We start from the raw sequence: 25,311 nt of genomic DNA, 5'->3' as shown, positions 1-25,311 counted from the left end.
ACGCCAACGGCCTCAAGCCGCATGAACCGAGAGGCGGCTCATCTCCTTCGCGACGAGCTGCCCGTAGTGTCCGTCCTTGCGTATCAGGCGGCCGGGCTGACCGTCTTCGATGATCTTTCCATCCTTGAGCACAATGACGCGATCGAAATCACGCAACGTCGAAAGCCGGTGCGCGATCGCAATCACGGTGCGGCCCCGCATCAGGCGACCGAGCGCCTCGCGGATGGCTTCTTCGGATTCACTGTCCAACGCCGCGGTCGCCTCGTCAAGCAGCAGGATCGGCGCATCCTTGAGGAAAGCGCGCGCGATGGCGATGCGCTGGCGCTGCCCGCCGGAGAGTTTCACGCCGCGATCGCCGACCATGGTCGCGAGCCCTTCGGGCAGGCTCTCGACGAAATCGCAACGCGCCGCGATCGCCGCGCGCAGCACCTCGTCGTCGGTTGCAGTGGGACGGCCGTAGCGGATGTTCTCGAGGATGGAGCGATGAAACAGGGAAATGTCCTGCGGCACCACGGAGATGGCAGCGCGCAGGCTCTGCTGCGTGACCCGCGAAATGTCCTGGCCGTCGATCGTGATGCTGCCGCGCTCGAGATCGTAGAACCGCTGCAACAGGGCGAACAGCGTCGACTTGCCGCCGCCGGATTCGCCGACCAGTCCGACACGCTGTCCGGGCTGAAGGCGAAGATTGAACCGCTCGAACACCGCCTGACTGCCGGGATACCGAAACGTGACGGTGTTGAACGCGACGGCCGCGCCATGTCCCCGAAGCGGCTCGGCTTCGGGGTGATCGGTCAATTCATGGGGAACCAGCAGCGTCGCGACAGCTTCGGACAAGCGCGCGATATGCTGGGTGATGTCGACGAGGGCGACCGCCAGGTCGCGCGTCGCATGCAGTATCGAGAGGCCAAGCGTGCAGACTAGAACGACGTCGCCGGTTGTGGCGCCGCCGCGCTGCCAGAGCGTGGTGGCCCATGCCAAAAGCAAAATGGTCAGCACAACGGTAATGGCGGCATGGGTGATCCTGAGCTTTTCGAGATAGCGGAGGCTTCGGCCACGCGCGCTCAGCTCGCGGCCGACTGTCGTATCAAAACGGTCATGCTCGTGATGGAGCCCGCAGAACGCCCGGACCAGCGGCATGTTGTTGACGACATCGACCATCTCGCCGTCAACCGCTGCGGCCTTGTTGGCGAAATCGTCATGCAGGGGCTTTCCCGCCGCCGCCATTTTAAACATCGCGGCAATCATGACGACGGCTATGATCGTCAGCCCCGCCGCCATCGCCGGGCTGACGGTTCCGATCAATGCAATCGCAGCGATGGTCGCGATGCAGGGCGGCAATACGTTCCAGAGCAGCATGTTTTCGACGGTATACACCGCGTTCGATGTTGCCGTGATCCGGCTTGTCAGCATCCCGGGCATCCGGTCCGCAAAGTAGCTCGGCGCATGGCCGGTGAGATGCCGGAAAATATCGCGGCGAAGGTCGCCGGTGACGCCGACGAAGGTGAAGCTCGCGACCCAGCCCGCGACCCGCCACAGAAAATTGTCGGCGGCGATCAGCGCGACGAGAAGGATAAATGCCAGCCATACTGCGCCGCTATGCGCAGGTCCGTATGCCAGCGCATCGACCAGCGATTTAACGCCGTATTGCGTTCCCACCGAACAGGCCACCGCCGCCACGACACAAAAAAGGATCGCGAGATGCGAAGCCGATCGCTGACGGCAATAGCGCATCACGAAGGAGAAAGGCCGACCGGCATATCCCGATAAATCGTTCATGCATTCCCACCGAGGCGCTTTCAGAGTTGATCGGATGTGACGTCTCCTCGGATCCAGCCGCCCCACAAGACCCTCAGAAAAGCCGTCAATACGCAGAAACTTCGTTGCATTGACCGCTTAGCCTATCTGAAAGGCTGTGATGGCATCAGCAAGACGACAATGTGGAAGAATGTAGGGAACTGCGCTGACGCAAATGCGTTCCCCGAAATGGCGAAGCTGGCGCTGTCGAGGGCTTTTTAATCTCATGAAAACGTAAATGTGACAGGAGGCGATTAGATGCGCATTGCGCAGGTTGCTCCGTTGACGGAGGCTGTCCCGCCGAAACTGTATGGCGGCACTGAACGCGTGGTTCACTGGTTGACCGAGGAGCTCGTCGCACTTGGTCACGACGTGACGCTTTTCGCCAGCGGCGATTCTCATACCTCGGCCCGGCTCGATGCGACGTGGCCGAAAGCCCTGCGGCTCGATGGCGCCGTGCGGGATCCGAACGCCTTGCATATGGTCATGCTGGAACGGGTCCGCCGAAAATGCGACGACGAGGAATTTGACATCCTCCATTTCCATCTCGACTACTATCCGTTCTCTCTGTTTTCGCGGCAGCCGACGCCCTTTCTCACGACGCTTCACGGACGGCTCGATCTTCCGGAACATCAGCCGGTATTCAACGCATTTTCATCAATTCCCGTGATATCCATCTCGAATGCGCAACGTCGTCCGGTCCCGCAGGCCGGCTGGCTGCGCACGATCCATCACGGACTTCCGAAAGATCTGCTGACGCCGCGGCCCGTCACGCCGGGCTATCTTGCCGTCCTTGGACGCATCGCTCCGGAAAAAGGCGTCGACCGCGCGATCAAGATCGCCATTCGCTGCGGCATCCCGCTCAAGATCGCCGCAAAGATCGACCGGGCCGATCAGGATTACTTCGATGAATTCATCCGCCCGATGATGGACCATCCGCTCGTGGATTATATCGGCGAGATCAGCGACCGCGAAAAACCGGATTTCCTCAGCGGCGCCGTCGGGCTGCTGCTGCCGATCGACTGGCCCGAGCCGTTCGGCCTTGTCATGATCGAGGCCATGGCGTGCGGAACTCCCGTCATCGCCTACAATCGCGGCTCCGCCGCCGAAATCGTCGAGGACGGCCTGACCGGCTTTATCGTCGAGGACGAGATCAGCGCCGTCGCCGCCGTCGACCGCCTGGCAACCCTCGACCGCAGAACCATCCGGGCCGAATTCGAGGCGCGCTTCACGGCGCGGCGCATGGCGCTGGATTACCTCGATGCCTATCATGAACTGGTCGAGGCCGCGACGCCGAAGATCAAGCTGGTGAGTAGCGCGGAGTAGTTCGACCGCTCAGCTCGGCGGGGAGCGTCTCGAAGACCCGCGAGACGGCTCCCGCCAAACCGATTATTCTCTGCATCCGTCGAGGATAATGGAACGTCCTCATTTCCGATTCGTTCATTGGCAAAGGAGATGCGAGATGCACAACCCGATCGGTGCGGCTTTATTGACCGCTTTCGTCCTGATGGTCGCCGCCGCGGCTTCGTCGGCTTCGGCTCATGACTACAGATACTGCCTGCAAGGCAGGGAATGGGGTTATCCCGGAAACTGCCAGTTCTCGACCTATCGGCAGTGCATGGCTACGGCGTCGGGAACCTACGCCCATTGCGGCATCAACCCGCGCGTCGCTTTTCGCGAGCGGGGACGTTACCGATAAGCCGGGGCCGTGATCGACCCGTGTTCATCAGACGCGCCTGCCTATCGGGGTCTGATCCCGCTTCGTTGAACAGCCTCCAGCCTTCTGATCGAGCATGATCTTGTCCGAAAACCGGTGCCCTACCCGATCGAGCCCGGGGCAGGTTTTTTTGGGGATCATGCTCATCTAGCTGCGTTCATGTTTGCCGGGGGATGAGCCGAACAGGACCCTTTTGAGAGTCTGCATCCCGGTCGAAATCCGCGACCAGCCGCAGGCGGAGAAAAGTTCCTTTTCGCAAGGAGACATGATCCTGGGACGCGGCTGCGGAAGCACGGCTACGTGCCTGTCAGCCGCTTTCGGCGCTGCCGCGGGCCTGATGCCGCCGGAGCGCATCGTACGATCGGTCGCCGCCTTGGCGACGGTCGGGTTCGCGATCTGAGTCTGCTCTACCTGCTGTTGCTTCCGAAGAAATGCCGCCGCGATGATGCTGTGCCGCTGGTCCTTCAGATAGGTGGCATATTGCTCGTCGATGTATTTCTGCTCTGCCCGAGTCGGGTTTGGCCCCGCGATGTCGAAATGCCGGTTCTGCATGAAGTCGAAGTAGGTATAGCCGCCTCCTGGCTTGCGCCGTCCGGCAAACTTGGCTTCGCACGCCGTGATCCGCTTGTCCTTGTCCTCGGGCGATACTGAATTCTTTTGTGCGCTCGCAGCGCATTCCTCGAAGTCGGCAGGGGCGAGCGACCACCATGCCGCATCCGCGTGGGAGGAAACCAGTCCCATCGTGCAGCAAGCCATTGCAAAACCGGCCAGAAGTCTTCTCGCGCCAGCCACCGCCAACAGCCTCGTCCAATCCTCTTCGGATCGAATGATTCTCGGGAAATATCGACGCTTTGTCACTCCCCGATCACGGCTTATCCCGCGTTTGCTTGACGGATTCCAAAAGCGGCTGTTTGCCCCCGTCGCCGATCCTGCCGATGGCGCGCGCGGTCGTTCGCGTTTTCAAATTTCTGCAAAAGGCCGCCTCGCGATATCGCCCCACGTCGACGACACGGCGACGGACCGAGGCTGCCGTCAGACCAGCGCCAGCTTGCGGTCGATGACGAGCAGGACGCGGTCGAGCTCGTGACCCCGCCGCAGGATCAACCCGCTGGCCGAAATCACGCTATAGGCGCCCTGCTTGCGCGTCAGCCGCGGGTCTTTCTCGATCCGATAGATTGGAACTTCGCAGGCACGACGAAAGATCGAAAACACCGCACGATCCTTAAGAAAATCGATCGCGTAATCCCGCCATTCGCCGTCGGCGACCATGCGTCCATAAAGATTGAGAATGCGATTGAGTTCGAGACGATTGAACGTCACCCGACTTGGAACGGGGAGCACGGCGGGACTGCGTTCTGCCGTGCGGTTGTCGCTTGGATCGACGTCGTCCGATGGCGAACTCATCGGCGCCTCCTGTCAGGGTCGCGACATGATCGCGCCGGACGGGCCTCACCGCAAGGGGCCTCGTCTCGGCCGATTTGCCGGAACCCATCCCGCAAGTTGCGTCAAAACGGCGCGCTCAGAACAGCGCCATCACGAAATCGATGATCAAAAATCATAATGCAGCCCAATTTCCGTCAAGCAACCGCCCCGCTGTATTGCGAAAAAAACTTCTCTGCGATGGCCCGATTCTTTCGGCACCGGATCCTCAGCCCCCAGCCCCCCGGGGCCGTCAGGATCGGGCCCCTTTCGCAGGGAACTTCATAACTGGACGGCTTGGGACCGGCGAAAGCTGGTCCTTTTCTTTTTGTCTTTTTGCGCCGGTTCTTTTGCGCGAGCATTCCTCTTTGGAACGTGGTCGTTGATGCGACTGACGCTGATGCCTGATCGCACGCGTTCGAACGTGCCGCACGGAGGCGAAGACGTCTCAGCAATCGGCATGAGCATCCGGGCGAATGCTGAGCTCGTCCGCCTCTGATGGAATCAGAAGCGAGGCTCCATGCTTTTGTTTGAATGATTTTATTTGACGCGCTTCTTCCCACGCGCGGGTATCCATCCTCGGGTCAAGCTCGAGGACATGCTTCGCTCGAAAACGCTCTAATGAAAGAATTGAGTCAGTGAAGCGGGGTGTAGGCCGCACCGAGCATCAGACCGGGCCTGTCACGATTGCCGTCCTGAACGTAGACCACCGCTGCATCGACGCCATCGCGCGCGATGTTCTCGATCGGCACGGCCCAGGTACCGGCCTTGCCGGTCCAGTCACCGACCTTGAGCCAGCTCCGCACGACGTTGTGGTAGGTCACTTCGCGGCCGCCGTTCTCACCGCGCCCGATCGCGATGGGCACCGCTTTTGCGATCGCACATATCCAGATCTCACCGTGATCGGAAGGATGGTCGGCCCTGGCGGATGCCACCGACACATTGAGCTGCTTGCCCGATATGGCCATTGAAACCGGCACGGACATCACCTCTTCGTTTTTCCGCGTATCGCGGACGGCAGTGTCGATGGCCTCACGATCGTTGCCGATCACATGAGCCGATCCGTTGACGATCACCTGCGGCGTGTAGACGTCGCGATCGCCGCGCATCAGCGAATAGGCTTTCTGGCGCGCGGTGAAGCGATTGTCGGCCAGCGTATCCTTCCAGCCGAGATAGTCCCAGTAATCGATCGGCATGCTCATCGCAACGATCGAGGGATCCTTGGAGAGATCGCCAAGAATCTTGTCGGCGGCCGGACATGACGAGCAGCCTTGCGACGTGAACAGTTCGACCACGGCGCGCGGATCCGCCAGGGTAGGACGAACGACCGCGACGGACGCGCAAACGCCAAGCGCGCAAACGCCGAACAGTCGAGACAAACGATCACGCGACAAAGAGCCTTGAGACATCATCGAGGCCACACCGAAATCGCGGCACGACGTGTGCCTGCGTTATGAAAGGAAGCACGCTTCCGAGCGCGAGAGGCCGGCATTTTCATAGGCTGCCTTTCGCTCACCTGCCACTCAATTCGCGGTGAGGCCATCGCCGATGAAATGAGGCGCGAATGCCGTAATCGGACCACGCGATTAAGCCGCGAGCTTGCGCAGCACATAATGCAGGATGCCGCCGTTGCGGTAATAGTCGAGTTCGTCCAGCGTGTCGATGCGGCAGAGCAGCAAGACGCGATGCAGCGTGCCGTCGCGCGAGACGATGTCAGCCGTCAGCTTCTGACGCGGTTTCAGATTGCCCTGCAAGCCGCGGATCGTAACCGTCTCGTCTCCCTTGAGCCCGATCGATTGCCAGGACACGCCGTCTTCGAACGTCAGCGGCAATACGCCCATGCCGACCAGGTTGGAGCGATGGATGCGCTCGAAGCTCTCGCAGATCACCGCGCGCACGCCGAGCAAGCGCGTGCCCTTGGCGGCCCAGTCCCGCGACGAGCCGTTGCCGTATTCCGCTCCCGCGAACACGACGAGCGGCACATTCTCTTGGCTGTACTTCATGGCAGCGTCGTAGATCGACATCTGCTCGCCGTCGGGCCAGTGCCTGGTCAGTCCGCCTTCCGGAATGTTGCCATCCGCGTCCTTCAGCATGAAGTTCTTGATGCGGATATTGGCGAAGGTGCCGCGCATCATCACCTCGTGATTGCCGCGCCGCGTGCCATATTGATTGAAATCCGCCGGCCGCACCTGATGTTCGCTCAGATATCTGCCGGCAGGCGACGTCAGTTTGATCGATCCCGCCGGCGAGATGTGATCGGTGGTGATCTTGTCGCCGAACACGGCCAGGATCCGTGCATCGACGATGTCGGCGATCGGCTCCGGCTCTTTCGTCATGCCTTCAAAGTAAGGCGGGTTCTGCACATAGGTCGAACCCATGTTCCAGCGAAAGGTTTCGCTCTTCACGGTGTCGATCTTGCGCCAGTTGGTATCGCCCTTGAACACGTCGGCGTATTTTTTCTTGAAGATTCGCGAGGTCACGAACTTCTTGATGAAAGCGTTGATCTCTTTCGATGTCGGCCAGATGTCCTTCAGATACACCGGTTTGCCGGCCTTGTCCGTGCCCAGCGGCTCGGTGGCGAGGTTCATGGTCACCGAGCCCGCCAGCGCATAGGCGACGACCAGCGGCGGCGAGGCGAGATAATTCGCCTGCACGTCCGGCGATACGCGCCCCTCGAAGTTGCGGTTGCCCGAGAGAACGGCCGCGGCGACGATGCCGTTGTCGTTGACCGATTTCGAAATCTCCGGCGCCAGCGGCCCGGAGTTGCCGATGCAGGTGGTGCAGCCGAACCCGACGAGATTGAAGCCGACCTTGTCGAGGTCAAGCTGCAGTCCCGAGTTCGCGAGATATTCCGCGACGACCTGGCTGCCGGGCGCCAGCGACGTCTTCACCCACGGCTTTGCGGTCAGTCCTTTTGCCGCCGCCTTGCGCGCCAGCAACCCGGCGGCGATCAGCACGCTCGGATTGGATGTATTGGTGCACGAGGTGATCGCCGCGATCACCACGTCGCCGTGTCCGAGATCGAAGTTGCGGCCCTCCACCGGGAAGCGGGCTGCGGCGTCGCTCTTCCTGTATTCATTCACGAGCGCATTCGCGAAACCGTCGGCGATCGCGGGCAGCGCCTGCCGGCCCTCGGGACGCTTCGGTCCCGCAAGCGACGGCACCACTGTGCCGAGATCGAGCGTCAACTTTTCAGTGAATACCGGATCCGGCGACGCGGTGGTGCGAAACAGGCCCTGCGCCTTGGTATATTTCGCCACCAGCGCAACGCGGGCCGCCGCGCGGCCGGACGTCTTGAGGTAATCAATGGTCGCGGCATCGACCGGGAAGAAGCCGCAGGTCGCGCCGTATTCCGGCGCCATGTTGCCGATAGTCGCCTTGTCCGCCACCGACAGGTGATCGAGGCCGGGACCATAGAATTCGACGAACTTGCCGACGACACCCTGCTGGCGCAGCATCTGCGTGACGGTCAGCACGAGGTCGGTGGCGGTCACGCCCTCTTTCAGCGCGCCCTTGAGCTTGAAGCCGACCACGTCCGGCAACAGCATCGACAGCGGCTGGCCGAGCATCGCGGCTTCGGCTTCAATGCCGCCGACGCCCCAGCCCAGAACGGCGAGGCCGTTGACCATCGTCGTGTGGGAGTCGGTGCCGACCAGCGTATCGGGATAGGCGACCTCCATGGTCGCGGTCTTCTTGCCGATCGTCAGCTTCTCTTTCCTGGTCCAGACCGTCTGCGCGAGATATTCGAGATTGACCTGGTGGCAGATGCCGGTGCCGGGCGGCACCACGGAGAAGTTCGAGAACGCTTTCTGGCCCCACTTCAGGAACTCGTAGCGTTCCCGGTTCTGCCTGTATTCCTCGACCACGTTCCTGGCAAACGCCTTGTTGTCGCCGAAGAAGTTCACGATCACGCTGTGGTCGATGACGAGATCGACCGGCACCAGCGGATTGATCTTGTCCGGCCGGCCACCGAGATTCTGCATCGCGTTGCGCATCGCGGCGAGATCGACCACGGCCGGAACGCCGGTGAAATCCTGCATCAACACGCGCGCCGGGCGGAAGGATATCTCATGCTCGAGCTTGCGCTTCTTCAGCCATTTGGAGAAGGCGACGATGTCCTCCTTGGTCACGGAGCGGCCGTCCTCGTTGCGCAGCAGGTTTTCCAGCAGCACCTTCATGGAGTAGGGCAGCCTGGAGATGCCTTTGAGACCGTTTTTCTCGGCGGCCGGCAGGCTGTAGTAGGCGTAGGTCTTGCCGCCGACCTTGAGGGTTTTCAGACATTTGAAGCTGTCGAGCGAAGCCATATGAGGATCCCGATCCAGGGGTTAGGTGTACCGGATTGGTTGACGGTATCAAAACACCGCAGGAGAAACTGACGCGCGGGGTTTCGTTGCGGGGGATTTTGTGCTGCATCAAGTTCCGAATTTATAGAGTTTTTCCAGACTGTCCGCCACGCCAACAATGCTTGCTCCCCGCCTTTCAGCCATGCACACAGATCGCACGACGGCTGTGCAAACAGGGTCATCATGAAACTTTCAGGGCGCGGCTTGCGATGCGTGCGGGGCGGACGGGAGGTATTTTCGGGCCTCGACGTCATGGCGGAAGCAGGCCGCGCGGTGGCGGTCACCGGGCCCAATGGCGCGGGCAAAACCTCCCTGCTGCGGCTCCTGGCGGGGTTGTTGGCGATGGCGGGCGGGTCGGTCAGTCTTGAGGGCGGCGATCCCGAGCTGACATTGCCCGAGCAGGCGCATTATCTCGGCCATCGCGACGCCCTGAAACCCGCGCTCAGCGTCAGCGAAAACCTGTCGTTCTGGCGGGAGTTTCTCGGCGGCGCGGCGCGCTCATCGGCAGCCGATACTGCGCTGGCTACCGTGGGACTCGACCACGTCGCGCATCTGCCGGCGGCCTATCTCTCGGCCGGGCAGCGGCGCCGGCTGTCGATCGCGCGGCTATTGGCGGTGAAACGGCCGGTCTGGCTGCTGGACGAACCGACCTCCGCGCTCGACGTTTCCGGCCAAAGCGCCTTCGCCGCCATCATGACCGAGCACCTGAAAGGCGGCGGCATCATCCTGGCCGCGACCCACACGCCGCTCGGCATCGCGGTGCAGGACCTGCGGATCGGGGGGGCGGCGTGAAGGGCTTGAGCAGGGTCGTTCAGCGGGCGCTCCTCCCCTCTCCCCTTGCGGGAGAGGGTGGTTTCGAGCGTGGCGAGAAACCGGGCGGGGGGCCGATCCGAAACGCGATGCTTGACCGCGCCCCCGCCCTCGCTTCGCTCGGGCACCCTCTTCCGCAAGGGGAGAGGGAGCTAATACCAGAAGGGAGCGAGCCGGCATGACCGCCCTCGCCGCACTGATTCGCCGGGATGTCAGCGTCGCGCTGCGCGTCGGCGGCGGCGCGCTGATCGGCGTGCTGTTCTTCCTCACGGTCGTGGTGCTGATGCCGTTTGCGGTCGGCCCCGACCTCGCGCTTCTGAAAAAACTCGGCCCCGCGATCCTCTGGCTCGGTGCGCTGCTGGCGAGCCTGCTGACGCTCGACCGGCTGTTCACCGCCGATCACGACGACGGCTCGCTCGATCTGATCGTCATGAGCCGCACGCCGCTCGAACTGGCCTGCGCGGCGAAGGCGCTGGCGCACTGGCTGGCGGCGGGGCTGCCCCTGGTCGCCGCGACGCCGGTGCTGGGGCTGCTTCTCAACCTCGACGGCACCGCGACCGGCGCGGTGGCGCTGACGCTCCTTGCGGGAACGCCCGCGCTCACCTTCACCGGCATGATCGGCGCCGCGCTCGCCGTCGTACTCCGTCGCGGCGGCCTGCTGCTCTCCGTGCTGGTGCTGCCGCTGTCGATTCCGGTGCTGATTTTCGGCATCGCCGCCTCCAACGCCGCGCTGTCGGGACCATCGCCGTTCGGAACGCCATTCTCGATTCTGTGCGCGCTGTCGCTGATAAGCCTCGTGATCGGCCCGTTTGCCGCGGCCGCAAGCCTGCGGCACGGGCTGGATTGAAGCCCATGCGGCCGATCAACTTTTGCTCAAGCGGAAAACCGCGCCCAAATCCGCATTGCCTGCGCTGGCTTCGGCGACTATCAGTGGTGCCATGACGCTGATCGATCTCGCCAATCCCTCCCGCTTTCTCTCGCTCGCCGGCCGGATTCTGCCGTGGCTCGCGGCCCTGACCGTGCTCGTGCTCGCGGTCGGCCTGTACCAGTCCGCGACCGCGCCCGACGACTACCAGCAGGGCGCGACCGTCAAGATCATGTTCATCCACGTTCCCAATGCGTGGCTGTCGATGTTCGTGTGGGGCGTGATGAGCGTCGCCGCGCTCGGCACGCTGGTGTGGCGGCACCCGCTGGCAGACGTCGCGGCCAAGACCGCGGCCCCGATCGGCGCGGCTTTCACATTCCTTGCGCTGTTGACGGGGTCGCTGTGGGGCCGCCCGATGTGGGGCACCTACTGGGAATGGGACGCCCGGCTGACCTCGGTGCTAATCCTGTTCCTGATGTATCTCGGCCTGATGGCGCTGTGGCGCGCGGTCGACGATCCGTCGCGCGCGGCGCGCGCCGCCGCGGTGCTGACACTGGTCGGCGCGATCAATATTCCGATCATCAAGTTCTCGGTGGACTGGTGGAATACGCTGCATCAGCCGGCCTCGGTGATCCGCATGGGCGGCTCGACGCTCGACCGCGCCTTCCTGATCCCCCTGCTGGTGATGGCGATCGGATTCACGCTGCTGTTCCTCACCCTGCATATCGCCGCGATGCGAAACGAAATCCTGCGCCGCCGCGTCCGCACCCTGCAGATGCTGCAAGCCAGCAAGTCGGCGGCGTGACGATCATGACGCTCGGTCCCTATGCTTCCTTCATCGTCGCGTCCTATGTCGCGGTCGCAACCGTCGTCGCGGCGCTCGTTATCTGGGTGATCACCGACTACCGCCGCCAGAAGGCGCGCCTGCGCGACCTCGAGGCCGCCGGCGCGGTCAGGCGATCGGGACGCAGCGCAACGGACGTCAAATGACCGATCCCGCGATGCCTGCGACGGCGAAACGACGCTGGCTGATGGCGCTGCCGCTCGTGGTCTTCGCCGCGCTGGCGCTGCTGTTCTGGTTCCGGCTCGGCGACAGCGACATCTCGCGAATCCCCTCGGCGCTGATCGGCCATGCCGCCCCCAAAACCACGTTGCCTGCGTTGTCCGGCCTCGTCAGCGACGGCAAGCCGGTGCCGGGCATCGATCTCGCGACGTTCGAGGGCAAGGTCAGCCTGGTCAACGTCTGGGCGTCCTGGTGCGTCCCCTGCCACGGCGAGGCGCCGCTGCTGACCGAACTTGCCAAGGACCGGCGCGTTCAGTTCGTCGGCATCAACTACAAGGACGCGCCGGACAACGCCCGCCGTTTCCTCGGCCGCTACGGCAATCCGTTCGGCGCCGTCGGCGTCGACGACAATGGCCGCGCCTCGATCGAGTGGGGCGTCTATGGCGTGCCGGAGACCTTCGTGGTCGGGCGCAACGGCACCATCGTCTACAAGCTGGTCGGCGCGATCACGCCGGACAATGTCGACACCGTGCTGAAGCCGGAAATCGAGAAAGCGCTGAAGGCGGGCTCCTGAGATCGGCGTTGACGCAGCAAAAGTCTGCACGGTCATTCCGGGATGGTCCGCAGGACCAGACCCGGAATCCAGGCACAAGTCTCGCTTAACTTTACTGGATTCCGGGTTCGTGCTTCGCACGGCCCGGAATGACGTCAAATATATTCCCAACGTTTATCTGCCGTTCATTTTGCGGCCATCGCGCCGCCGCAAATCCGCAGATAGCTTTGCCGTTAGGGTCCGGTTCAACTACGTTGAACCAGACCCTGACCTTGTATTTTGATTGAGCATGATCTTATCCGAAAACCGGTTTCCACTTTTCGGGATCGTGCTCTAGCAACAGCCCCCGGGAGGGAGACACTTTTCATGCGTCGCTTTACGCTTGCCTCGATTACCGCCGCCGCGCTTGCGCTCGGTCTGCTCGCTTCAACGCCGTCGATGGCCCAGTCGACTCAGCCCGCTGCCAAGTCCGACAGGATGGCGCCGGCGGGGAAGATGGCTCCTGCCAGCAAGATGGCGCCCGCAAACGCCGAGGCGGCCAAGCTCGACATCAACACCGCGACCAAGGAAGAACTGATGGCCTTCAAGGGCATCGGCGACAAGTATTCCGACAAGATCATCGCCGGCCGGCCCTACGCCAAGAAGGACCAACTCGTCTCCAAGAAGATTCTTCCCGAAGCGACCTACAAGAAGATCTCCAGCCAGATCATCGCGTCGCAGCCGAAGTAACGCTGGGCTCTTTTTGAACGCATCGGCGCTCCCGCGCCGATGCGGCGGCACGCCGACATGACAAGCCCCGGTACAGATTCGGTAACGACGTCAGAAAAACCTTCGACAATCGAGGACAGATTCATTTACTGGCCGTCGTATGCCGGCGCCGCCATGATGCTCTTTGCCGCTTTTGTATTCTCGTGGCCTGTTGCCGCAATCGCGTTTTCGATGCTGTCCTTAATATGGGCTCCGTTTCTAGCCATTATAATCGTCATTTTATCCGTCGTAGCTCTCTGGACGATCGTCCGGTCTGCAGTCAATCGGCAGTGGCGCAGGGCAATCTCAGCCTGTGCGTTTCCGTTGTTGCTGTTGGCAGCGCTTCCCTTCGCTCGCCACGCCGCGCCGGTCGTCGACCGCGTTCATTTTCTTTTGTATGAAAGTAAGTACCAGGACAAAATTGCCCGTCTCGGTCAGAAGGGTGCGCGACTGGCGTTCTTCGATTGGGGTGGCAATGCCATGGTCGGTCTGAACCGGTTTGTCGTCTACGACGAGAGCGATGAAATCATGCTGCCTTCATCGGAACAATCGGCTGCATTTGTCCAGCGCTTGGAAAGTCACGGCTTCGGCAGGCCCGATCGTTTTACGAATGTTATTCGCCTCGCACCGCATTTTTATGTCGTTGACGAATAGTCCTTGAGGGCATACCGCCCCCGCCCCTTATCCTTTACCGATATCGCCTTCCCTCGCATCGCTGGCCTCGAGCGTGGCGGGTTCGAGATGATAGCGTTTGGTCAACGGCATCTGCATCATCGCGAAGATCATGGTGAGCGGGATCGCGCCGAAAACCTTGAAGTTGACCCAGAAATCCGTGCTCTGGGTCCGCCAGATGATCTCGTTCAGGACCGCCATGCCCAAAAAGAACAGCGCCCAGCGCAGCGTCAGGAGTCGCCAGCCCTTGGGGGTGAGGTTGAATACCTGGTCGAACATGATCGCGATGAAGGAGCGGCCGAATAACAGTCCGCCGCCGAGTACGGTTGCAAACAGTCCGTAGATGATGGTCGGCTTGACCTTGATGAAGGTCTCGTCGTGCAGCACCAGCGTCAGCGTGCCGAACACGATGACGACGACGCCGGTGACCAGCGCCATTAGCGGGATATGTCGCGTCACCACGTAGGACGCGATCATCGCGGCCACGATCGCCACCATGAATGCGCCGGTCGCGATGAACAGGTCAAACCTCCCATTGGCGGCGAAGAACACCAGGAGCGGGCCGAGTTCGGTCGCGAGCTTGAACAGCGGGTGCGGTTGCTTCTTGTCCATCGTCAGCCTTCAATCCCCGCGACCGCTTTTGCAAAATCGCCTGCGGTGAACGGCGCAAGATCGTCAACCCCCTCGCCGACGCCGATGAAATGCACCGGCAGTCTGTGCTTTTCCGCCAGCGCCACCAGAATGCCGCCGCGCGCTGTCCCGTCCAGCTTTGTCATCACCAGGCCGGTAACCCCGGCGATACGGTGAAACGCCTCGACCTGCGACAGCGCGTTCTGCCCGACGGTCGCATCCAGCACCAGCAGCACCGCATGCGGCGCTGATTCGTCGACCCTGCGGATGACGCGAACCATCTTTTCCAGTTCGTTCATCAGTTCGGCCTTGTTCTGCAGGCGGCCGGCGGTGTCGATCAGCAGCACATCGCGCCTGTCGTGGCGCGCCTCGGTCAGCGCGTTGAAGGCAAGGCTCGCGGAATCCGACCCTTGCGCGCCCGCGACGACGGGCGATCCGGTGCGCTCGCCCCAGACCTTCAACTGATCGATGGCTGCCGCGCGAAACGTGTCGCCCGCCGCCATCATCACCTTGCGGCCCTCGGCCGACAGTTTCGCCGCGAGCTTGCCGATGGTCGTGGTCTTGCCCGAACCATTGACGCCGACCACCAGGATGACAAACGGCTTTTGGGTTTCGTCAATGACCAGCGGCTGCGCCACCGGCGCGAGGACCTTTTCAACTTCGGTCGCGACGACCGTCTTGACCTCGTCGGCAGAGATCGCCTTGTCGTAACGGCCCTCGCCGACAGCGGCCGCGATCCGCTCCGCGACCGCCGTTCCGAGATCGGCGCGCAGCAGCACGTCCTCGATATCGTCGAGCATGGCTCGGTCGAGCTTGCGCTTGGTGACGAGATCGGCCACCGCCGTGCCGATCGAGGTCGAGGTCCGCTTGAGGCCGCCGGACAGCCTGCGCCACCAGCTCTGTTTCGGTTTGTCGTCGGTGCTGTCGCTCATTGTGGAGGTGTGTTAGCCGTTTCGACCTGCGAGCGAAAGACTTGCGCGGCATGATCCCGAAAAGTGGAGACCGGTTTTCGGATAGGATCATGCCGCAATCAGATTAAAGTGACTTATGGACACCCCACAGCCGACACCGGAGGAAATCCGGGCCCGTGTGCTCCATCGCGACGGGCTGATGCTGGTGATCGACAAGCCGGCCGGCATTCCGGTGCATCGCGGCCCCAAGGGCGGCGCCAATCTCGAGGCCTCGTTCGAGGCGCTGCGGTTCGGCCTGCCCCGGCCGCCGGTGCTTGCCCATCGGCTCGACCGGGACACCTCGGGTTGCCTGGTGCTCGGACGCCATCGCAAGGCGACGGCCTCGCTCGGCCTGTTGTTCAAGCACGGCAGGATTTCGAAGACCTACTGGGCCGTGGTCGAGGGTGGCCCCGCTGAGGACGAGGGCACCATCGACATCCCGCTCGGGCGGCTGAACCACGAACGGGGCTGGTGGCAGAAGCCCGACCCGGACGGGCTGCCTTCGGTGACGAAATGGAAAGTGCTGGGGCGCGGATCGCTAACCACCTCTCCCCTTTTGGGGGAGATCGAACGCAAAGCGTTCGGGAAGGGGGTGGTTGAACCAACGGTTCATCCTTCTCCCCAACCCTCCCCCGCAAGGGAGGAGGGAGCAAGAGAGATGGGAGAGGGAGTTCGACTGGCCTGGCTCGCACTGGAGCCGGTGACAGGCCGAACCCATCAACTGCGCGTCCATTGTGCGGCGATGGGCTGGCCGATCGCCGGCGATAATATCTACGGAACGCAGGCAAGCTTACGACGGCTGCGCAATGAACAATACGTTCCGCGTTTCGGCGAACCGAGCCTGCACCTGCATGCCCGTGAGGTTGCTATTCCCCTGTCGAAGAACAAACCGCCTATCGTGGTCACCGCACCCGCACCCGAGCATCTGCATGAGCGCCTCAAGGCCTGCGGGTGGAACGGGGAGTAATTTGCGGACGCACAAAGCTCGCGAGTCTTAGAGAGACGTGGATCGGCATAACGCCGAGGCATGACGGGTTGCCGATCCCGGCTAAAGCACGCCCAGCCTAGCTTCCGGAAACCCAACGTCAGACGAAACTGCGACAATTCACCTTGAATCTGCCGCGTTCCTGTTCCATATGGTGGCATGACCCTGAGATCTTCGGGTCACTGCGAGCCGCGTGTTCTGAGCCCGTTCGACGGTTTCTGGCTTGCCCCTTCAGCTAACGTCAATCGACGCCCTCGACACGCGGGTGTCTCCAGACAACCTGGCACGCTCCGGCTGACATTGCCGGGCGCCCGGTCGCATAATGGAAAGAAACAACCTTTTGCCCTCCTTTCAGGATTTCGGCCTTGCCGATCCCATTTCACGTGCGCTCGCAGAAGAGAACTATCTGACGCCCACGCCCATCCAGGCTCAAACCATTCCTCTTGCCCTTTCCGGACGCGATGTCGTCGGAATTGCCCAGACCGGCACCGGAAAGACTGCGTCATTCGCTCTTCCGATCCTGCATCGCCTGCTGCAGAACCGCATCAAGCCGCAGCCCAAGAGCTGCAGGGTTCTGGTGCTCAGCCCCACGCGCGAACTTTCGGGCCAGATCCTCGACAGCTTCAATGCTTACGGCCGCCACCTGCGCCTGACCTCGGCTCTCGCGATCGGCGGCGTTCCAATGGGACGTCAGGTCCGCTCCGTGATGCAAGGCGTCGAGGTGATGGTCGCAACGCCGGGCCGCCTGCTCGATCTCGTTCAGAGCAACGGGCTCAGGCTTGGCCAGGTCGAATTTCTCGTGCTGGACGAAGCCGACCGCATGCTCGACATGGGCTTCATCCACGACATCCGCAAAGTCGTCGCCAAGCTTCCCGTCAAGCGCCAGACGCTGTTTTTCTCGGCCACCATGCCGAAGGACATCGCCGAACTCGCCGAGCAGATGCTGCGCGATCCGGCGCGCGTCGCGGTAACGCCCGTCGCTTCGACCGTGGACCGTATCGCCCAGCGCATCATCCAGATCGATCACGCCAGCAAGCCGGCGTTTCTCGCCCAGCTTCTGAAGCAGGAGCCGGTCAACCGTGCGCTGATTTTCACGCGCACCAAGCATGGCGCCGACAAGGTGGTGAAGGGCCTCGCCAAGGCCGGCATCAGGTCCGATGCGATCCACGGCAACAAGTCGCAGAACCACCGCGAGCGCGTGCTGGCGGCGTTCCGGACCGGAGAGATCCGCACCCTGGTCGCGACCGACATCGCGGCGCGCGGCATCGACGTCGACGGGATCAGCCACGTCGTCAACTTCGACCTTCCGAACGTTCCCGAGACCTACGTCCATCGCATCGGACGCACCGCGCGTGCGGGCGCCGAAGGCGCGGCGATCTCGCTGGTCGCCGGCGCCGAGGAAATGACCTATCTCCGCGACATCGAAAAACTGATCCGCGTGGCGCTACCGAGAGAAGATCGCCGGACACCGGGGCAGCGCGAGGCGACGCCGGCCCGCCAGCAGCATCGCGCCGGACGTCCCGCGCCCCACGGTCATGCGACCAGGTCTGGGGACACTGCTCCGGGCGCGAAAGGTCCGCGCCGGCGCGGCCGGCACGGCGACGGCGCACCGAAGAAACCGAACCGGCCGGAGGCCCCCCGGCAAGAGTCCGCCCGGCCGGCGCGAGGCGGCAAGGCCGAGGGGATACAGGGGGTTGCCTTCCTGCATCGCGAAAGCCGGCCGGCGCGCGCCAAGTCCAACCTGCGTCCTCAACGTTAGCGGGGGAATTTCACCGGAAACCTGGTTGTCCGCGGTCGTTTAAATTCCAACATTGGCAAGGACTGCTGCCGCGGCGGATGCAAATGCCAGGACCGGGCCACCGGAGCAGGATGAGGAAAAGCGCGTAGCGGTTTTCCTCGCCGGCCTCCCGCTTCTTAAGATATTGGAATAGATCACGTTCATGATTTTGGATCCAAAAATCATCGATCCAGCGAAATGTCACTTGATCCGGAGAACGCCATGGCGAAAGAAGAACTGATCCAGTTCGAAGGACTGGTTACCGAAATCCTGCCCGACGCCCGCTATCGGGTGCAACTCGATGCTGGACATGAGATCGTTGCCTATACCGCAGGCAAGATGAAAAAGAACCGGATCAAGACACTGGCCGGCGATCGCGTCACCATCGAGATGTCCCCTTATGATCTCGAAAAGGGACGCCTGATCTTCCGGCACAAGGACGAACGCCCCAGCGGCGCACCGCGTGGAGGACCGCCCCGGGGGGGCCAGTTCCGTCGCAGATAGCCGGGTCCCGCAGCGTCACGACCCCGCCGATATCAGCCGAAAGCTCTCGGCCGAACCTGCACATCGGCACATCTCAAAAAATCGTGCACGTCAGGATTGTTTTGGGGGCTGCCTTCGAATAATATGGCATTCAGCGATTTTCGGCCGGACGACATTAGCTACCACCGGTACAGCCGGTTTAGACACTGACGACCCTTCCAAAAATCCAATCTCACCAGCCCGCCGAAAGCGGGCTTCGACATACGTATCTGATAAAGGGACTACCCGTGAGCATGGGAACCGTGAAGTGGTTTAACGCGACCAAGGGATACGGCTTCATTCAACCTGACGATGGCGGCAACGACGTGTTCGTTCACATCAGCGCAGTTGAACGGGCCGGGCTCGGAACGCTGCGTGAAGGACAGAAGATCAGCTACGAGATCGTTGCTGATCGCCGCTCTGGAAAATCGTCGGCAGACAATCTGCGCGCTGCCGGCTAGCACGATCCGCCAAGTACGGGCGGTTTGGCGAAACGATCGACCGGACGCAAAACGGGAGTTCACTTTGCTGATCGCGCTCTAGCTTCTTCGGCGTTACTCCATCGAAGACCAGATCGGACAAAGGCCGCGCGTCAAGCGCGGCCTTTGTGTTTAGCGTGACCCGTCCTTCGCGAGGCAGAACCGGCTCGCCGGTCCGTCTGGTCAGGTCCCCGTTTTCGGGCAGGCGGTCTCGCTGCCGTAAAACACGCAGGTTGACTGACGCGGTCGCGTATAGGCGGTGTCGCTCAGCGTCACGCCGGCTTTCGCCATGACATAGCCGACGATCGGCCGGTAGAGATAGCTGACCTCGCTAAAGATCAGGTACTGATTGGGGAGAATGTTACCTGACGAATCCCGGCCGATGAGGCCCGGCGGAACTCCGATTGTCGATCCCGCGCCTCGCGGCGCCGATCCCTTGCTCCACTGCACCCGCGCCACCGAACTCGCCGGGTCGATATACAGTTCCGAAATCGTGGCCTGGACCGGCGTCGACGGATAAGGCCACATGATGCCGTAGCTGGCGAGGAAGAAATTATCCAAGTCCGCGTCGCCCACGGCCTTGGACTGCGACGTCAGGTCGGACAGCGTCCGCGCGACCAGCGTGACCTTGCGGTCGACCGCCACGCCTGAGGACACATCGATGGTCCCGAACAGCATCAGGAGCATCAACGGCACGATCATCGCAAATTCAGTCGCCGCGAGGCCCCGCGAATCACGCCACAGCGCTGCCGCCGGAACCTTGATACATGACCAGATGCTGGACATCGGCTTCACGTCCTCAGCTGTAGGGCTCGTTCTTGAAAGCAGCCGTCGCCGACAGCAGCCGCTTGCCACCGCTCAGATTCGCGATGTTGTAGCCAAGCCCCGTGACGAACAGCGGCCACTGATAGAACAGCCGAACGACCACGATATCGCCCGGACCGCCCGGGCTGTATTTCGTATTATCGACGAAACTTCCGCCCGTAACCGGATCGGAAATCGCAACGCTTCCGAACCCCGAACTGGACGGGTAGCTCTGAACATCGACGAAAATTCCGTTCGCACAGTCGAACAGCGCGCTCACATGCGGACAAACGACGTCTTTTTTGAAGCCCTGCTTGTCGTACTTGGCGACCTGCGCCTGACCGGTCAGGATCGTGCGCGCCGAGTCCTGCAATGCGGTTTCCAGGCTCTGGCTCGCGAAGAACACCAGTCCCGTCTCGATGATCGCGAACAGAAGCGCGAAGAACATTGGCGCGACGAGGGCGAATTCCACGGCCGCGGACCCGCGCTTGTTGCCACGAAAACGGTTGGCCGCCCTGGCGGCTGCTATCCTGAAACGGGGGGACGGCGACATCACAAAATCCTTGCACGCGGCGGATTTATCTACCGTCAAGGACTAGCTTAAAGTGATTGTTGAAGTGTTTCGCCCGATCAGAGCAAAATACCCCACTTCGTCAACTCGATCTTGACCATACCTGGTTGGCCGAGCGACGCGGATCGGGGACGCACCCACGCGCGAGTGCCCCACGCCGGTTGCCGGACGATTGTCCGGCTGTATTATTTTGTTGGGGCGCCGCCGGCCTGTGAACTCAGATTGCTGGCCTGCTCCATCGTGGCCTTGAAATAAGGAGCGCTGTCGCCGAGTGTGACCCGCTTCTCGCAAATCGGCATGCAGCTATAGGACTCACGCTCCACGCCGCGATAAACCGTCACGACTCGATCGCTCGGCCCTTCGACCTGGATAAGGCGATCCACGAGAATGGTTCCGGCGCGATCCATCGCAATCACATTGGTTGCGCCATAACCTTTTCCGGTGACGACGACGAGGCCGCCAGGCTGCAAGGTGACGTCGGCGATCAGCGGATTACCGACCACGATCGTGGCGATATGTCCGGGCAGCTTGATCAATTTCGCCTGGTCCACATTGACCGAGATCGGATCGCTCGTCACTTCGGCGAGCAACGCCGCCGGACAAAGCAAGACCGCCGTTGCAAGCGACAGGCCGATGACCGAAGCACGCGAACGGCCGCGCAGGGACTTGAACCACATACTACACTCCGGACGCATACGAGCCGGCATAAGGACATAGGTAACGGTGCCGGCGCCCGATATGGCAAATCTGCCGTTAATTGATGAACGAACTGCAAACGCGACGGCCGGGCTTCCGGTCCCATGCTTGCTGAAACGGCAGACCGGTATGCCGCCGCGAAACGGTGCTGAAATGCGCACGGGGTTCGGCAGGATCAGAGGAGACGGCTTCAGCCGCAGCGGATTCGGGAGCGCCGCGACACCAGAATAGAGGTCCGCCGCCCGCTTGGTCGGCAAGTTAAAGTACGCCGGCGGCCTCTAGTTATGTCGTCGTCCTCTGCCCGGCGACGCGCAAAACCGAACGCTCGAAACGCATTCATGAAGAGAGACCCGAGGCGATCCCATCGCCACGCAGCGCTTTGCATTCGACTTAAATCTAAATTTACTCTGAGCAAGAACATCCCATTACACCGGGGTTTCTGCAATCGAATTAACTGCGCTGCAATTTTCCTTCCCTACGATGATGCCATGGTCACGGTGCTGAGAACGCCGTTACGACCAGGTGCAGTTCGACAGCTACGTGAACACATGGAGCCAATTATGAAGAATCTTTTTTCGCGTTTTCTGAAGGATGAGTCCGGTGCGACCGCGATCGAATACGGCCTGATCGCCGCCGGTATTTCCGTCGTGATCATCGCGGCCGTCCGGACACTCGGAACCACGCTGAACGGCGTATTTACCGGCATCAACGGACAGCTCGCCACTCCCTAGTCGTCAGCTTTTTGTTCTTGCCACAAAAGGGTCCCGGGCAACCCGGGACCCTTTTCGCTTCCGACCGCACCGAGGCGACAATTCGAGTGAAACGGAATGGCCCCGTTGAAGTTCGCCCATCCGGACCTGCCCCCTTCGCCTGACGGCGAGCGGACACGACGGGTTCTTCAGACCGTCTGCATGGCACTCGCGCTGGCCTCGGCCACCCTTCTGATCCGGGCCGTCAGCCTGTTGTGAAACGTCGCGCGCATTTCGTGATTGTTCATTGTTCGCTGGTTAGTATGACGCCCCCATGGAACGCGCGACACGGGCAGCCTCATGATCCTCGACCTTCTCCGGCTTCTGTTGTTTCCGACCCTGATGGCGTTCGCAGCCTCCAGCGATCTCCTGACCATGACGATTTCGAACCGCGTATCGCTGCTGCTGATCGCCGGTTTCTTCGTGCTCGCGGTCGCCTCCGGCATGGGGCCGACCGTGATCGGTCTGCATATCGCGGCCGGCGCCACCGTACTTGCGGTATCGTTCACCTGCTTTGCCATGGGCTGGATCGGCGGCGGTGACGCAAAGGTGGCGGCGGCGGTCGCGCTCTGGTTCGGCTTCGGACATATGCTGGACTACCTGGTCTATGCCTCCGTGTTCGGCGGTGCCCTGACGCTGCTTCTTCTGCAGTTCAGGCAATGGCCGCTTCCGGCCGTGTTGTACGGTCAGCCCTGGCTGGCGCGCCTGCACAATAATGAGAGCGGAATTCCTTATGGCATCGCGCTCGCGCTTGGCGCGCTGCTGGTCTATCCGGAGACCGAATGGGTCCGGGCGGTCGACCTGACGCGCTTCGCGCTTCACTGACGAGCACGCGATAAAGGTCTCATTAACGCGATTTAGATACGCCTCATTAACCATGCTTTGACGAATAAATGTTCAACTCCCGGTTAAAGGCGGCGCAAGGGCCGCACCGCAACTGGGAAAGTGAAGCGTATGAATACCGCACGCATCGTCGTCCTGGCCGTCGCTGTCGGTGCCGGCGGCCTCGCCGCCTATCTCGCGAGCGGGTCCGACAAGAAGCCGCCGCCGGTCCAGACCGCGCAGCTCCCGACCGTGGACGTTCTGGTTGCGAAGTCGGAGATTCAACTCGGACAGGCGGTAACCGCGAACGAGGTGGCGTGGCAGGCATGGCCCGCGAGCGCCGCCAGCAGCAGCTTCATTCGCCGTGACCAGCGTCCCAACGCCACCACGGAGCTGGCGGGATCGATCGCCCGCTCGCCCTTCATCGCTGGAGAGCCCATTCGCGAACCCAAGCTGGTCAGCGCGAAGGGATCCGGCTTCATGGCCGCGATCCTGCCGACCGGTATGCGCGCGGTTTCCACCGAGATTTCGCCCGAGACAGGCGCGGGCGGCTTCATTCTTCCCAATGACCGCGTCGACGTGATCCTCTCAAAACGGGAAAAAAACGCGGACCATCCTTCTGATTCCGTCAATTCCGAGACCATTCTCAGCAATGTGCGGGTTCTCGCGATCGATCAGACCATCGAGGAGAAAAACGGTCAGAAAGTCGTTGTCGGCAAGACTGCAACGCTCGAACTGAAGCCGGATCAGGCGGAGTCGCTGGCGCGGTCGCGCCAGATGGGAACGCTGTCGCTGGCGCTGCGCAGCCTTGCCGATGCCAATGCTCCGGAAAGCACCGACGACCAGAGGCGCGACAGCATCAATGTCGTCCGTTACGGCGTTCCAACCCAGACCACCGTACAGAGGTAATCAAGGACGCCCGTCATGAAGTGGACGACAAATCCGACACCGTTGCAGGCCTTCGTGACGCGGTCGCTCTCGTTCGCGGCGATCGCCGCCTTCACGCTGAACCCTGCGCTGACGCCGGTGTTTGCAAGCGATTACCGTGTTTCCGCCGCGACATCCGGTGCAGATATGCACGCGCATTCGCTGTCGCTCGGCATCGGCAAGTCCGTCGTGGTGGACCTGCCCAGCGACGTCAAGGACGTTCTCGTCGCCGATCCGAAGATCGCGAATGCCGTGGTCAGATCGGCGCAGCGCGCCTACATCATCGGCGCCGCGGTCGGTCAGACCAACATCATATTCTTTGACAGCAACGGCCAGCAGATCGCAGCCTACGATATCGCGGTCACGCGCGATCTCAACGGCCTGCGCACCGCGCTCAAGCAGCTTTTGCCGAATGCCGCCATCAAGGTCGATGGCCTGGGCGACGGTGTCATGCTCTCCGGCTGGGTGTCGAGTCCGATTGAAGCGCAGCAGGCGGGCGATCTCGCCGCACGCCTTGCGGACGGCGCGCAAAAGGTCGTCAACAACATCGCTGTGCGAGGCCGCGACCAGGTCATGCTCAAGGTCACGGTCGCCGAGGTCGCCCGCACCGTCATCAAGCAGTTGGGCATCGACCTCAGCGCCAACCTGAACTACGGCACCGCGGTGGTGAATTTCAACAACGCAAACCCGTTCACTGCTTATGGCCGGCCGCTGACGCCCAACAGTCTTGCGGGTTCGTTCGGGGGCAGCAGCGCCGTGCCCGCAGTCACCGCGACTCTGCGCGCGATGGAGAGCGTCGGCGTGGTTCGGACGCTCGCCGAGCCGAATCTGACCGCGATATCGGGTGAATCGGCGACATTCATCTCGGGCGGTGAGTTTCCGATTCCCGCGGGTTATTCCTGCGATCCCACCACTCATGTTTGCACGACGCAAATCAAATTCAAGAAATTCGGTATCTCGCTGAACTTCACGCCGGTGGTGCTGACCGAAGGCCGGATCAGCCTCAGGGTGATGACGGAGGTCTCGGAGCTTTCGAACGAGAACGCCATTACGCTGACCCAGGCGGTCGGCAATTCGCTTACCATCCCATCGATCAGGACCCGGCGTGCGGAAACGACGCTGGAAATTCCGTCGGGCGGCTCGATGGCCATGGCCGGCCTGATTCAGGAGCAGACCAAGCAGGCCATCAATGGATTGCCCGGTCTCACGCAATTGCCGGTGCTCGGATCGCTGTTCCGCAGCCGCGACTACGTCAACGGGCAGACCGAGTTGATGGTCCTGGTGACACCCTATGTCGTGCGCGCCGTCGCGCAAAAGGATCTCTCGCGGCCGGATGACGGTTTCGTGGACGCATCGGATCCGCAGTCCGACCTGCTCGGCAATATCAATCGCATCTATGGCGCTCCGGGCCGCGCCGAACCCGCGCGTCACTATCGCGGCAGCTACGGCTTCATCACCGACTGAGGCGGGCAAGGA

General features: G+C 62.0%; 28 protein-coding genes. 18 read left to right on the top strand and 10 right to left on the bottom strand.

All coding sequences use genetic code 11. From position 1 onward, the window contains the following. Nucleotides 1-12 precede the first annotated feature (12 nt). On the bottom strand, nucleotides 13-1,776 hold the full coding sequence (locus ACS3WA_RS12830; protein WP_438278902.1) for an ABC transporter ATP-binding protein: 1,764 nt from the start codon (nucleotides 1,774-1,776) through the stop codon (nucleotides 13-15). 276 nt (nucleotides 1,777-2,052) lie between these two features. On the opposite strand from ACS3WA_RS12830, the gene ACS3WA_RS12825 reads away from it, so the two are divergent. Together ACS3WA_RS12825 and ACS3WA_RS12820 are read left to right on the top strand one after the other, a co-directional pair. After that, nucleotides 2,053-3,120 (top strand): glycosyltransferase family 4 protein, encoded by a 1,068-nt coding sequence (locus ACS3WA_RS12825; RefSeq protein WP_438278901.1) that lies wholly within the window; start codon nucleotides 2,053-2,055, stop codon nucleotides 3,118-3,120. 136 nt (nucleotides 3,121-3,256) lie between these two features. Continuing rightward, on the top strand, nucleotides 3,257-3,493 hold the full coding sequence (locus ACS3WA_RS12820) for a DUF3551 domain-containing protein (protein WP_438278900.1): 237 nt from the start codon (nucleotides 3,257-3,259) through the stop codon (nucleotides 3,491-3,493). 165 nt (nucleotides 3,494-3,658) lie between these two features. On the opposite strand, the gene ACS3WA_RS12815 is transcribed toward ACS3WA_RS12820, so the two are convergent. The 4 genes from ACS3WA_RS12815 to acnA form a co-directional block, all read right to left on the bottom strand. Then, a complete protein-coding gene (locus ACS3WA_RS12815; RefSeq protein ID WP_438278899.1) occupies nucleotides 3,659-4,267 on the bottom strand; it encodes a hypothetical protein in 609 nt (202 codons plus the stop codon). 276 nt (nucleotides 4,268-4,543) lie between these two features. Continuing rightward, nucleotides 4,544-4,915, bottom strand: coding sequence for a DUF2794 domain-containing protein (locus ACS3WA_RS12810; RefSeq protein ID WP_438278898.1), 372 nt, complete (start codon nucleotides 4,913-4,915; stop codon nucleotides 4,544-4,546). A gap of 650 nt (nucleotides 4,916-5,565) precedes the next feature. Then, a complete protein-coding gene (locus ACS3WA_RS12805; protein ID WP_438278897.1) occupies nucleotides 5,566-6,342 on the bottom strand; it encodes a DUF1223 domain-containing protein in 777 nt (258 codons plus the stop codon). Between the two features lie 174 nt (nucleotides 6,343-6,516). Further along, entirely contained in the window at nucleotides 6,517-9,234 is a 2,718-nt protein-coding gene (acnA, locus tag ACS3WA_RS12800; RefSeq protein ID WP_438278896.1) for an aconitate hydratase AcnA, read from the bottom strand. A 222-nt stretch (nucleotides 9,235-9,456) separates the two neighbouring features. Between acnA and ccmA the strand changes: the two genes are divergently transcribed. The 7 genes from ccmA (at nucleotide 9,457) to ACS3WA_RS12765 (ending at nucleotide 13,905) form a co-directional block, all read left to right on the top strand. Then, entirely contained in the window at nucleotides 9,457-10,065 is a 609-nt protein-coding gene (gene ccmA, locus ACS3WA_RS12795) for a heme ABC exporter ATP-binding protein CcmA (protein ID WP_438278895.1), read from the top strand. A gap of 196 nt (nucleotides 10,066-10,261) precedes the next feature. Then, nucleotides 10,262-10,930 carry a heme exporter protein CcmB gene (gene ccmB, locus ACS3WA_RS12790; RefSeq protein ID WP_438278894.1) on the top strand — a complete coding sequence of 223 codons (669 nt, stop codon included), beginning with the start codon at nucleotides 10,262-10,264 and terminating at the stop codon, nucleotides 10,928-10,930. Nucleotides 10,931-11,021: 91 nt separating this feature from the next. After that, nucleotides 11,022-11,753, top strand: coding sequence for a heme ABC transporter permease (locus ACS3WA_RS12785; protein ID WP_438278893.1), 732 nt, complete (start codon nucleotides 11,022-11,024; stop codon nucleotides 11,751-11,753). 5 nt (nucleotides 11,754-11,758) lie between these two features. After that, the gene (gene ccmD / locus ACS3WA_RS12780; RefSeq protein ID WP_438278926.1) at nucleotides 11,759-11,938 is read left to right on the top strand and encodes a heme exporter protein CcmD; all 180 of its coding nucleotides are present in this window, start codon (nucleotides 11,759-11,761) and stop codon (nucleotides 11,936-11,938) included. After that, nucleotides 11,935-12,525, top strand: coding sequence for a DsbE family thiol:disulfide interchange protein (locus ACS3WA_RS12775; protein WP_438278892.1), 591 nt, complete (start codon nucleotides 11,935-11,937; stop codon nucleotides 12,523-12,525). The genes ccmD and ACS3WA_RS12775 overlap by 4 nt, the downstream gene beginning before the upstream one ends. 345 nt (nucleotides 12,526-12,870) lie before the next feature. Next, nucleotides 12,871-13,233 carry a ComEA family DNA-binding protein gene (locus tag ACS3WA_RS12770; protein WP_438278891.1) on the top strand — a complete coding sequence of 121 codons (363 nt, stop codon included), beginning with the start codon at nucleotides 12,871-12,873 and terminating at the stop codon, nucleotides 13,231-13,233. 57 nt (nucleotides 13,234-13,290) lie between these two features. Beyond that, on the top strand, nucleotides 13,291-13,905 hold the full coding sequence (locus ACS3WA_RS12765) for a hypothetical protein (RefSeq protein WP_438278890.1): 615 nt from the start codon (nucleotides 13,291-13,293) through the stop codon (nucleotides 13,903-13,905). 27 nt (nucleotides 13,906-13,932) lie between these two features. Here the strand turns inward: ACS3WA_RS12765 and ACS3WA_RS12760 are convergent, their stop codons facing one another. Together ACS3WA_RS12760 and ftsY are read right to left on the bottom strand one after the other, a co-directional pair. Further along, the gene (locus tag ACS3WA_RS12760) at nucleotides 13,933-14,535 is read right to left on the bottom strand and encodes a septation protein A (RefSeq protein WP_438278889.1); all 603 of its coding nucleotides are present in this window, start codon (nucleotides 14,533-14,535) and stop codon (nucleotides 13,933-13,935) included. A 2-nt stretch (nucleotides 14,536-14,537) separates the two neighbouring features. Beyond that, a complete protein-coding gene (gene ftsY, locus ACS3WA_RS12755; protein WP_438278888.1) occupies nucleotides 14,538-15,485 on the bottom strand; it encodes a signal recognition particle-docking protein FtsY in 948 nt (315 codons plus the stop codon). Between the two features lie 115 nt (nucleotides 15,486-15,600). Between ftsY and ACS3WA_RS12750 the strand changes: the two genes are divergently transcribed. The 4 genes from ACS3WA_RS12750 to ACS3WA_RS12735 all read left to right on the top strand — a co-directional run bounded on the left by ACS3WA_RS12750 (nucleotide 15,601) and on the right by ACS3WA_RS12735 (nucleotide 19,248). Beyond that, nucleotides 15,601-16,470 (top strand): RluA family pseudouridine synthase, encoded by an 870-nt coding sequence (locus tag ACS3WA_RS12750; RefSeq protein ID WP_438278887.1) that lies wholly within the window; start codon nucleotides 15,601-15,603, stop codon nucleotides 16,468-16,470. Nucleotides 16,471-16,810: 340 nt separating this feature from the next. After that, complete coding sequence (locus tag ACS3WA_RS12745; RefSeq protein ID WP_438278886.1) at nucleotides 16,811-18,247, top strand: DEAD/DEAH box helicase; 1,437 nt, start codon at nucleotides 16,811-16,813, stop codon at nucleotides 18,245-18,247. Nucleotides 18,248-18,487: 240 nt separating this feature from the next. Next, nucleotides 18,488-18,769 carry a translation initiation factor IF-1 gene (gene infA, locus ACS3WA_RS12740; protein WP_011508994.1) on the top strand — a complete coding sequence of 94 codons (282 nt, stop codon included), beginning with the start codon at nucleotides 18,488-18,490 and terminating at the stop codon, nucleotides 18,767-18,769. Nucleotides 18,770-19,035: 266 nt separating this feature from the next. Next, nucleotides 19,036-19,248: a cold-shock protein gene (locus ACS3WA_RS12735; protein WP_002714433.1), complete on the top strand. Its 213-nt coding sequence runs from the start codon at nucleotides 19,036-19,038 to the stop codon at nucleotides 19,246-19,248. 201 nt (nucleotides 19,249-19,449) lie between these two features. Here the strand turns inward: ACS3WA_RS12735 and ACS3WA_RS12730 are convergent, their stop codons facing one another. The 3 genes from ACS3WA_RS12730 to ACS3WA_RS12720 form a co-directional block, all read right to left on the bottom strand. Further along, a complete protein-coding gene (locus tag ACS3WA_RS12730; protein WP_438278885.1) occupies nucleotides 19,450-20,052 on the bottom strand; it encodes a TadE/TadG family type IV pilus assembly protein in 603 nt (200 codons plus the stop codon). A 13-nt stretch (nucleotides 20,053-20,065) separates the two neighbouring features. After that, nucleotides 20,066-20,623, bottom strand: a complete 558-nt coding sequence (locus ACS3WA_RS12725) for a TadE/TadG family type IV pilus assembly protein (RefSeq protein ID WP_438278884.1) — start codon at nucleotides 20,621-20,623, stop codon at nucleotides 20,066-20,068. A 203-nt stretch (nucleotides 20,624-20,826) separates the two neighbouring features. Beyond that, nucleotides 20,827-21,318, bottom strand: a complete 492-nt coding sequence (locus ACS3WA_RS12720) for a pilus assembly protein N-terminal domain-containing protein (protein ID WP_438278883.1) — start codon at nucleotides 21,316-21,318, stop codon at nucleotides 20,827-20,829. Nucleotides 21,319-21,897: 579 nt separating this feature from the next. Here ACS3WA_RS12720 and ACS3WA_RS12715 point away from each other — a divergent pair. From ACS3WA_RS12715 to ACS3WA_RS12695, 5 genes are all read left to right on the top strand, one after another. Continuing rightward, entirely contained in the window at nucleotides 21,898-22,068 is a 171-nt protein-coding gene (locus ACS3WA_RS12715; protein ID WP_438278882.1) for a Flp family type IVb pilin, read from the top strand. A gap of 96 nt (nucleotides 22,069-22,164) precedes the next feature. After that, complete coding sequence (locus ACS3WA_RS12710) at nucleotides 22,165-22,305, top strand: hypothetical protein (RefSeq protein ID WP_438278881.1); 141 nt, start codon at nucleotides 22,165-22,167, stop codon at nucleotides 22,303-22,305. Between the two features lie 81 nt (nucleotides 22,306-22,386). Beyond that, the gene (locus ACS3WA_RS12705; protein ID WP_438278880.1) at nucleotides 22,387-22,911 is read left to right on the top strand and encodes an A24 family peptidase; all 525 of its coding nucleotides are present in this window, start codon (nucleotides 22,387-22,389) and stop codon (nucleotides 22,909-22,911) included. 129 nt (nucleotides 22,912-23,040) lie between these two features. Then, nucleotides 23,041-23,817, top strand: coding sequence for a Flp pilus assembly protein CpaB (cpaB, locus tag ACS3WA_RS12700; RefSeq protein ID WP_438278879.1), 777 nt, complete (start codon nucleotides 23,041-23,043; stop codon nucleotides 23,815-23,817). A 15-nt stretch (nucleotides 23,818-23,832) separates the two neighbouring features. Next, nucleotides 23,833-25,299 (top strand): type II and III secretion system protein family protein, encoded by a 1,467-nt coding sequence (locus tag ACS3WA_RS12695; protein ID WP_438278878.1) that lies wholly within the window; start codon nucleotides 23,833-23,835, stop codon nucleotides 25,297-25,299. The last annotated feature ends 12 nt before the right edge of the window (nucleotides 25,300-25,311 follow it).

Origin of the sequence: Nitrobacter sp. (assembly GCF_051535235.1) — a bacterium.
Taxonomy (GTDB): domain Bacteria; phylum Pseudomonadota; class Alphaproteobacteria; order Rhizobiales; family Xanthobacteraceae; genus Nitrobacter.
This window is presented reverse-complemented; position numbering and strand designations above follow the sequence as displayed.

What these genes read in the sequence shown, in the direction of transcription:
- ACS3WA_RS12805 (WP_438278897.1), bottom strand. Translation starts at nt 6,342, where the DNA reads ATGATGTCTCAAGGCTCTTTGTCGCGTGATCGTTTGTCTCGACTGTTC.
- ftsY (WP_438278888.1), bottom strand. Translation starts at nt 15,485, where the DNA reads ATGAGCGACAGCACCGACGACAAACCGAAACAGAGCTGGTGGCGCAGG.
- ACS3WA_RS12710 (WP_438278881.1), top strand. Translation starts at nt 22,165, where the DNA reads ATGGCCCCGTTGAAGTTCGCCCATCCGGACCTGCCCCCTTCGCCTGAC.
- ACS3WA_RS12830 (WP_438278902.1), bottom strand. Translation starts at nt 1,776, where the DNA reads ATGAACGATTTATCGGGATATGCCGGTCGGCCTTTCTCCTTCGTGATG.
- ccmA (WP_438278895.1), top strand. Translation starts at nt 9,457, where the DNA reads ATGAAACTTTCAGGGCGCGGCTTGCGATGCGTGCGGGGCGGACGGGAG.
- ACS3WA_RS12760 (WP_438278889.1), bottom strand. Translation starts at nt 14,535, where the DNA reads ATGGACAAGAAGCAACCGCACCCGCTGTTCAAGCTCGCGACCGAACTC.
- ACS3WA_RS12750 (WP_438278887.1), top strand. Translation starts at nt 15,601, where the DNA reads ATGGACACCCCACAGCCGACACCGGAGGAAATCCGGGCCCGTGTGCTC.
- ACS3WA_RS12715 (WP_438278882.1), top strand. Translation starts at nt 21,898, where the DNA reads ATGAAGAATCTTTTTTCGCGTTTTCTGAAGGATGAGTCCGGTGCGACC.
- ACS3WA_RS12785 (WP_438278893.1), top strand. Translation starts at nt 11,022, where the DNA reads ATGACGCTGATCGATCTCGCCAATCCCTCCCGCTTTCTCTCGCTCGCC.
- infA (WP_011508994.1), top strand. Translation starts at nt 18,488, where the DNA reads ATGGCGAAAGAAGAACTGATCCAGTTCGAAGGACTGGTTACCGAAATC.
- acnA (WP_438278896.1), bottom strand. Translation starts at nt 9,234, where the DNA reads ATGGCTTCGCTCGACAGCTTCAAATGTCTGAAAACCCTCAAGGTCGGC.
- ACS3WA_RS12775 (WP_438278892.1), top strand. Translation starts at nt 11,935, where the DNA reads ATGACCGATCCCGCGATGCCTGCGACGGCGAAACGACGCTGGCTGATG.
- ACS3WA_RS12820 (WP_438278900.1), top strand. Translation starts at nt 3,257, where the DNA reads ATGCACAACCCGATCGGTGCGGCTTTATTGACCGCTTTCGTCCTGATG.
- cpaB (WP_438278879.1), top strand. Translation starts at nt 23,041, where the DNA reads ATGAATACCGCACGCATCGTCGTCCTGGCCGTCGCTGTCGGTGCCGGC.
- ccmD (WP_438278926.1), top strand. Translation starts at nt 11,759, where the DNA reads ATGACGCTCGGTCCCTATGCTTCCTTCATCGTCGCGTCCTATGTCGCG.
- ACS3WA_RS12770 (WP_438278891.1), top strand. Translation starts at nt 12,871, where the DNA reads ATGCGTCGCTTTACGCTTGCCTCGATTACCGCCGCCGCGCTTGCGCTC.
- ACS3WA_RS12730 (WP_438278885.1), bottom strand. Translation starts at nt 20,052, where the DNA reads ATGTCCAGCATCTGGTCATGTATCAAGGTTCCGGCGGCAGCGCTGTGG.
- ACS3WA_RS12815 (WP_438278899.1), bottom strand. Translation starts at nt 4,267, where the DNA reads ATGGCTTGCTGCACGATGGGACTGGTTTCCTCCCACGCGGATGCGGCA.
- ACS3WA_RS12765 (WP_438278890.1), top strand. Translation starts at nt 13,291, where the DNA reads ATGACAAGCCCCGGTACAGATTCGGTAACGACGTCAGAAAAACCTTCG.
- ACS3WA_RS12725 (WP_438278884.1), bottom strand. Translation starts at nt 20,623, where the DNA reads ATGTCGCCGTCCCCCCGTTTCAGGATAGCAGCCGCCAGGGCGGCCAAC.
- ACS3WA_RS12745 (WP_438278886.1), top strand. Translation starts at nt 16,811, where the DNA reads ATGGAAAGAAACAACCTTTTGCCCTCCTTTCAGGATTTCGGCCTTGCC.
- ccmB (WP_438278894.1), top strand. Translation starts at nt 10,262, where the DNA reads ATGACCGCCCTCGCCGCACTGATTCGCCGGGATGTCAGCGTCGCGCTG.
- ACS3WA_RS12720 (WP_438278883.1), bottom strand. Translation starts at nt 21,318, where the DNA reads ATGTGGTTCAAGTCCCTGCGCGGCCGTTCGCGTGCTTCGGTCATCGGC.
- ACS3WA_RS12705 (WP_438278880.1), top strand. Translation starts at nt 22,387, where the DNA reads ATGATCCTCGACCTTCTCCGGCTTCTGTTGTTTCCGACCCTGATGGCG.
- ACS3WA_RS12825 (WP_438278901.1), top strand. Translation starts at nt 2,053, where the DNA reads ATGCGCATTGCGCAGGTTGCTCCGTTGACGGAGGCTGTCCCGCCGAAA.
- ACS3WA_RS12695 (WP_438278878.1), top strand. Translation starts at nt 23,833, where the DNA reads ATGAAGTGGACGACAAATCCGACACCGTTGCAGGCCTTCGTGACGCGG.
- ACS3WA_RS12810 (WP_438278898.1), bottom strand. Translation starts at nt 4,915, where the DNA reads ATGAGTTCGCCATCGGACGACGTCGATCCAAGCGACAACCGCACGGCA.